The following is a 6,401-nucleotide window of genomic DNA, read 5'->3' on the forward strand; positions in this document are numbered from 1 at the left end:
GAAACATCCATGTTACTAAGGCTCGAAAGAACCGAGCCCAAGTCAACAGGATGTACTTTACAACTAAGGTTCAAAAAGACTGAACCTAAGTTGTATAAGCAGCAGGAGGGTTTATTTTGAATGATTTAGAATATACTTACGCGGTTGCGCGTATACGGGCTTTGGAGTCCTCACTGTTTTCCAGTACTGAGATTGAGCGGCTGCTGGCGTGCGCGGATGAAGAGCAGTGCCTGCAGTTTCTGAGTGAAAAAGGCTGGGGAGACGGGACTGGCTCCATGGACGCTTCTGCCATGCTGAAACGGGAAGAAGAGAAGACCTGGGAAGTGATTGATGATGTTGCTCCCGATTTTTCAGTGTTTGATGTTCTGTCCTATCCTAAGCTGTACCATAACCTGAAGGCGGCAATTAAGGAAGTGTGCACTGAAGTAGAAAACAAAAATATTTTCTATGATGATTGTTCAATTCCGGGGGCAGAGATGCTTCAGCTTGTGAGAAATAAGGAATTCCAGAGGCTTCCGGGCAAGATGGGAGAGACAGCTTCAGAGGCTTATGATACGCTGCTTCATACAAGAGACGGACAGTTATGTGATGTAATCGTAGACAGGGCTGCTCTGGATGCCATTTATGAGGCGGGACAGAAGGCGGAGGACGATATTATCAAAAACTATGCCGAGTCCACTGTGGCAATTGCAGATATTAAGATTGCCGTCCGATCACAGAAGACCGCAAAATCTCTTGAGTTTATGAAGCGCGCGATGGCACCTTGTGACAGCGTGAATGTGGATCAGCTGTCAAAGGCTGCGGTAACCGGTATGGAGGCCGTCAGAGATTATCTTCTGGGCACATCCTACGCGGAGGGCGCGGCGGCACTGGAGGAATCCCCTTCAGCATTTGAGCGTTGGTGTGATAACCGCATGATGGAAACGATCCGGCCTCAGAAATATAATTCTTTTTCTGTAGGCCCGCTGGTAGCCTATGTGCTGGCCAGAGAAAATGAAATAAAAACTGTTCGTATTATCCTGACCGGAAAGCAGAATGATTTTCCGGACGAGATGATCAGGGAAAGGATAAGGGAGATGTATGTATAAGATAGCTGTGGTTGGCGACTATGACAGTATTTACGGCTTCGCAACACTGGGCCTCAGCATCTGCCCCGTCCAGAACAGAGAAGAAGCCGAAGCGAAGTTAAGACAGCTTGCAGGTGGCAGATATGGAATTATCTATATTACAGAAGCCATTGCGGCGCAATTAAAAGATGTAATAGAAGAGTATAAAGAGCAGACGATGCCTGCAATCATACAGATACCGGGCGTATCCGGCAATACTGGAGCAGGCGTGGAAGGCGTAAAGAAAACTGTGGAGCAGGCAGTCGGATCAGACATCCTGTTCTCGCAAGAATAGCAGGGTAACATCCATGTCACTAAGGTTTGAAAGAACCAAACCTAAGTCGACAGGATGTACTTTGCAACTAAGGCTCGAAAAGACCGAGCCTAAGTAGCATAAGCAAGGAGGTATATTCGTCGAATGAGTAAAGGCGTAATTAAAAAAGTTGCAGGACCTCTGGTTATTGCAGAGGGGATGCGGGACGCGAATATGTTTGACGTAGTCCGTGTCAGTAATCAAAGACTGATTGGCGAAATCATAGAGATACATGGCGATGAGGCTTCTATACAGGTTTATGAGGAGACTTCAGGACTCGGACCGGGGGAACCGGTGCAGTCTATGGAAGTTCCGATGTCTGTAGAATTAGGACCTGGTCTGATCAGCAGTATTTATGACGGAATCCAGAGACCGCTGGATGATATCATGAAGGTTTCCGGAAACAACCTGAAACGTGGGGTAGAAGTTCCTTCCCTGAAGAGAGATCTGAAATGGGAATTTGTTCCCACAGCAGCAGTGGGGGATGAAGTGGAAGCCGGAGATATCATCGGTACGGTGCAGGAAACAATCGTTGTTCAGCAAAAAATCATGGTACCCTATGGTATCAAAGGAAAAATTAAAGAAATCAAAGCCGGAGAGTTTACGGTTGAAGAGACAGTTGCGGTCGTTGAGACTGCTGATGGAGATAAGAATCTGACCCTGATGCAGAGATGGCCGGTCCGCAAAGGCCGTCCTTATAAAAAGAAACTGCCGCCGGAGATGCCTCTTGTAACAGGACAACGAGTTGTCGATACCTTTTTCCCGATTGCAAAGGGCGGTGTTGCAGCGGTTCCGGGACCATTCGGAAGCGGCAAAACTGTCATCCAGCATCAGCTTGCAAAATGGGCGGAAGCAGATATCGTTGTTTATATCGGATGCGGTGAGCGTGGAAATGAGATGACGGACGTTCTGAACGAGTTCCCGGAATTGAAGGATCCAAAGACAGGGCAGTCATTGATGGAGAGGACCGTGCTGATTGCAAATACCTCTGACATGCCTGTTGCGGCCCGAGAAGCTTCTATTTATACAGGAATCACAATCGCGGAGTATTTCCGGGATATGGGATTCTCCGTAGCATTAATGGCGGACTCTACATCCCGCTGGGCAGAGGCGCTCAGGGAGATGTCGGGACGTCTGGAAGAGATGCCTGGTGAGGAAGGATATCCTGCTTATCTGGGAAGCCGTCTTGCACAGTTCTATGAGAGAGCCGGTCATGTGATCTGTCTTGGAAAAGACGGGAGAGAAGGTGCGCTGTCTGCGATTGGGGCTGTATCCCCTCCGGGCGGTGATATTTCCGAACCGGTATCGCAGGCAACACTTCGTATTGTAAAAGTATTCTGGGGACTTGACTCCGCACTTGCGTATAAAAGGCATTTCCCGGCAATCAACTGGCTGAACAGCTATTCCCTGTATCTGGATGATATGGAAAAATGGTTCAACTCAGCAGTTGCACCGGACTGGATGGAAAACCGCCAGAAGATGATGTCGCTGCTCCAGGAAGAGGCAGAGCTGGAAGAAATCGTTAAGATGGTTGGTATGGACGCACTGTCCCCGAGTGACCGGCTGAAGATGGAAGCAGCACGCTCTATCCGTGAGGATTTCCTGCATCAGAACTCTTTCCATGAGGTGGATACTTATACTTCACTGAAAAAACAGCACATGATGATGAAACTGGTTATGGCATTTTACGAGCAGGCCGTGGCAGCACTTGCAGAAGGCGCCCAGCTGCAGAAACTGATCAATATGCCGGTTCGTGAGCAGATTGGACGTTTCAAGTATACGCATGAGGATAATCTGGACAGCGCATACGAAGAAGTAAAGAAAGAACTGCATGTGGAAATTGCCAACACATTAGGGAAGGAGGACTTCTAAATGCCAAAAGAGTATAGAACCATACAAGAAGTAGCCGGCCCTCTGATGTTAGTGCGCGGCGTAGAGAATGTTACCTATGATGAACTGGGAGAAATTGAGCTTGCAGACGGAGAAACACGTCGCTGTAAAGTACTGGAGATCAACGGAAACGATGCTCTGGTTCAGTTATTTGAAAGTGCAACAGGTATTAACCTGTCGAACAGCAAGGTGCGTTTCCTGGGACGGAGCATGGAGCTTGGTGTATCTGAGGATATGCTGGGACGTGTCTTTGACGGCCTGGGACGTCCGATCGATGAAGGACCGGAGATTCTTCCGGATGCCCGCATGGATATCAATGGCCTGCCTATGAACCCGGCGGCCAGAAGTTATCCGGAGGAGTTTATCCAGACCGGTGTTTCGGCCATTGACGGACTGAACACACTGGTCCGCGGACAGAAGCTGCCTATTTTCTCGGCATCCGGTTTGCCGCATGCCCAGCTCGCGGCACAGATTGCAAGACAGGCAAAGGTACTGGGCTCAAATGAAAACTTTGCCGTTGTATTTGCTGCAATGGGTATTACATTTGAGGAATCCAACTTCTTCATTGAAAGTTTTAAGGCAACAGGAGCGATCGACAGAACGGTTCTGTTCGTTAACCTGGCAAATGACCCTGCCATCGAGCGTATCGCGACACCGCGTATGGCTCTGACAGCGGCGGAATATCTTGCATTCGAAAAAGATATGCATGTCCTTGTTATCCTGACAGATATCACAAACTATGCAGATGCCCTGCGTGAGGTCTCCGCAGCCCGTAAAGAGGTACCGGGACGCCGCGGATATCCGGGCTATATGTACACCGACCTCGCCTCTCTTTATGAGAGAGCGGGACGTCAGAACGGTAAAAAGGGCAGTATCACGATGATCCCGATTTTGACCATGCCTGAAGACGATAAGACTCATCCGATTCCTGACCTGACGGGCTATATCACAGAGGGACAGATTATCCTGAGCCGTGATTTATACAGAAAAGGCATTACGCCTCCAATCGACGTTCTGCCGTCCCTGTCGCGTCTGAAGGATAAAGGTATTGGCGAGGGCAAGACACGTGCCGACCACTCAAACACGCTGAATCAGCTGTTTGCAGCATATGCGCGCGGTAAAGATGCGAAAGAGCTGATGGTTATCCTGGGTGAGGCCGCCCTGACAGACATAGATCTAATCTATGCGAAGTTTGCAGATGCTTTTGAAAATGAATATGTATCTCAGGGATACCAGACGGACAGAAGTATCGAAGAAACACTGAATATCGGATGGAAATTACTCTCCATGCTGCCGAGAGCGGAGCTGAAACGTATTGACGATAAGTTCTTAGACTTGTACTACGGGAAAGTATAAAGAAAAACGCAGCAGGCGGCAATAGAAAGGAGAGGTGATTACATTTGGCATCAACGCAGGTTAACCCAACCCGTATGGAACTGACCAGGCTGAAAAAGAAAAGGCTGACGGCCATCCGCGGTCACAAGCTGTTAAAAGACAAGCGAGACGAGCTGATGCGTCAGTACCTCGATCTGGTTCGTGAGAATATGGAGCTTCGTTTAAGGGTGGAAGCAGGAATCCTTTCTGCCAACAAAAACTTTGTCATTGCCAAAGCAGGCATGTCCGAGGCGGCACTGAATACAGCTCTCATGGCACCAAAGCAGGAAATCAATCTGGTTCCCGGCGAAAAGAATGTCATGAGCGTTAACATACCGACCTTTGACTACAAAACAAGGACCGCAGATGAGAATGACATCTACTCCTATGGTTTTGCTTTTACATCCAGCGACCTGGATGGGGCCGTAAAATCACTGGCAGATATACTGCCGGACATGATACGGCTGGCTGAGTGCGAGAAAGCATGCCAGCTTATGGCAGCAGAGATTGAGAAGACAAGAAGGCGTGTAAATGCGCTGGAACATGTCATCATTCCGGAGGCAGAAAAGAACATCAAGTATATTACCATGAAGTTGGATGAAAATGAGAGAAGTACTCAGATCCGTCTGATGAAGGTGAAAGATATGATGCTCCAAGAGGCACATCATTATAACGAAAAGAAGGAATATATGGCATAAAACATCAGCTGCTATGGAGGGATGTTCCCAAAGGAATTATGGGAATCAGGATGGAATGCAGCATAATTATAGAAGGACAGGTGATGAAAATTCACCTGTCCTTTTAAGTATACAAAAGTACTTTGCATTATTATTTTCGGACTGCTCTGTGAAATGAAACGATTCTGTTGGGAAGGAGGCTGTATTTTGAAAAATGATTTGTATGCAATAGCGGATGGTTTGACAGGTAAGGATATCAAGCTGATCAGGAAAAAATTGTGCATGACACAGGTTGAATTTGCAGGATTAGTAAATGTAACCAAGAAAACAATTGAGAGATGGGAAGCGGATAAAACTGTCATTACAGGCCCCATAGTAACGTTGGTAAAGATTCTGGATGATAATCCTGATATTTTAAACAATCTCAGAATACCGGAAAAAGTATATCCAATGCGGCTGTGGTATATGTTCAAAAGAGAAAAATGTGCAGTTATCGATGTAGATGAACGAGGCAGAAGAGTAAAGCTCCATAATTTTACAAATGATTTTATAAAAAGGCCTTTCGGACGCCTGGAAAACCCCACATTTGAACAGTATGAAGATTTCCTGGAATCCAGATGCTTTCCAAGAAGCCGGGACAAGATGAAATTGGTCTTGCAGGATTTGGATCTGCCCTTTTACGAGCCACTGATGATTATTGAAAAAACACAGGGAAAAATGGCGGAAGATGATTTTTGGATCAGTGCGACTCGTTCGCAGACGGTAAAAAGTCTGCGCACGAGCAACGGTTTTCCGTTGTTCGGAGAACTGGTAGTTTGATAGGTGGAATGACGGGGTAACGCCCTGAAACGCCTACCCTTGATGGGCGTGCATTAGCTGTAATGGCTGGTGTACGAAGCCCCATGACAAAGGCTGAGAGTAACCGTAACCACTGCCTAAAGTGGTCGAAAGCGGTCTGGAGGCAGACTGTGTTACCTATAAGCCGAGAGTCTATAAGATACCTATGGTTAGAATGTTCGCTTTGGCGGGCGGACTGACGAA

At 47.4% G+C, this 6,401-nt stretch carries 6 protein-coding genes; all 6 read left to right on the forward strand.

Translation table 11 applies throughout. From position 1 onward, the window contains the following. The first annotated feature begins 116 nt into the window (after positions 1-116). The 6 genes from HMPREF0240_RS18320 (at position 117) to HMPREF0240_RS25085 (ending at position 6,179) form a co-directional block, all read left to right on the forward strand. Complete coding sequence (locus HMPREF0240_RS18320; RefSeq protein ID WP_009004911.1) at positions 117-1,088, forward strand: V-type ATPase subunit; 972 nt, start codon at positions 117-119, stop codon at positions 1,086-1,088. Then, positions 1,081-1,401, forward strand: a complete 321-nt coding sequence (locus HMPREF0240_RS18325) for a V-type ATP synthase subunit F (protein ID WP_009004912.1) — start codon at positions 1,081-1,083, stop codon at positions 1,399-1,401. The genes HMPREF0240_RS18320 and HMPREF0240_RS18325 overlap by 8 nt, the downstream gene beginning before the upstream one ends. Positions 1,402-1,524: 123 nt before the next feature. After that, entirely contained in the window at positions 1,525-3,291 is a 1,767-nt protein-coding gene (locus HMPREF0240_RS18330; protein ID WP_009004913.1) for a V-type ATP synthase subunit A, read from the forward strand. Beyond that, positions 3,292-4,665, forward strand: coding sequence for a V-type ATP synthase subunit B (locus tag HMPREF0240_RS18335; protein WP_009004914.1), 1,374 nt, complete (start codon positions 3,292-3,294; stop codon positions 4,663-4,665). Between the two features lie 44 nt (positions 4,666-4,709). After that, positions 4,710-5,381: a V-type ATP synthase subunit D gene (locus tag HMPREF0240_RS18340; protein WP_009004915.1), complete on the forward strand. Its 672-nt coding sequence runs from the start codon at positions 4,710-4,712 to the stop codon at positions 5,379-5,381. A gap of 186 nt (positions 5,382-5,567) precedes the next feature. After that, positions 5,568-6,179, forward strand: a complete 612-nt coding sequence (locus tag HMPREF0240_RS25085) for a transcriptional regulator (RefSeq protein WP_242833360.1) — start codon at positions 5,568-5,570, stop codon at positions 6,177-6,179. Positions 6,180-6,401 lie beyond the last annotated feature (222 nt).

This window comes from Clostridium sp. D5 (genome assembly GCF_000190355.1).
Classification (GTDB): domain Bacteria; phylum Bacillota; class Clostridia; order Lachnospirales; family Lachnospiraceae; genus Faecalicatena; species Faecalicatena fissicatena_A.

Bases quoted from the DNA above. Each gene is read 5' to 3' on its own strand.
- HMPREF0240_RS18325 (WP_009004912.1), top strand. From the start codon at position 1,081: ATGTATAAGATAGCTGTGGTTGGCGACTATGACAGTATTTACGGCTTC.
- HMPREF0240_RS18335 (WP_009004914.1), top strand. From the start codon at position 3,292: ATGCCAAAAGAGTATAGAACCATACAAGAAGTAGCCGGCCCTCTGATG.
- HMPREF0240_RS18330 (WP_009004913.1), top strand. From the start codon at position 1,525: ATGAGTAAAGGCGTAATTAAAAAAGTTGCAGGACCTCTGGTTATTGCA.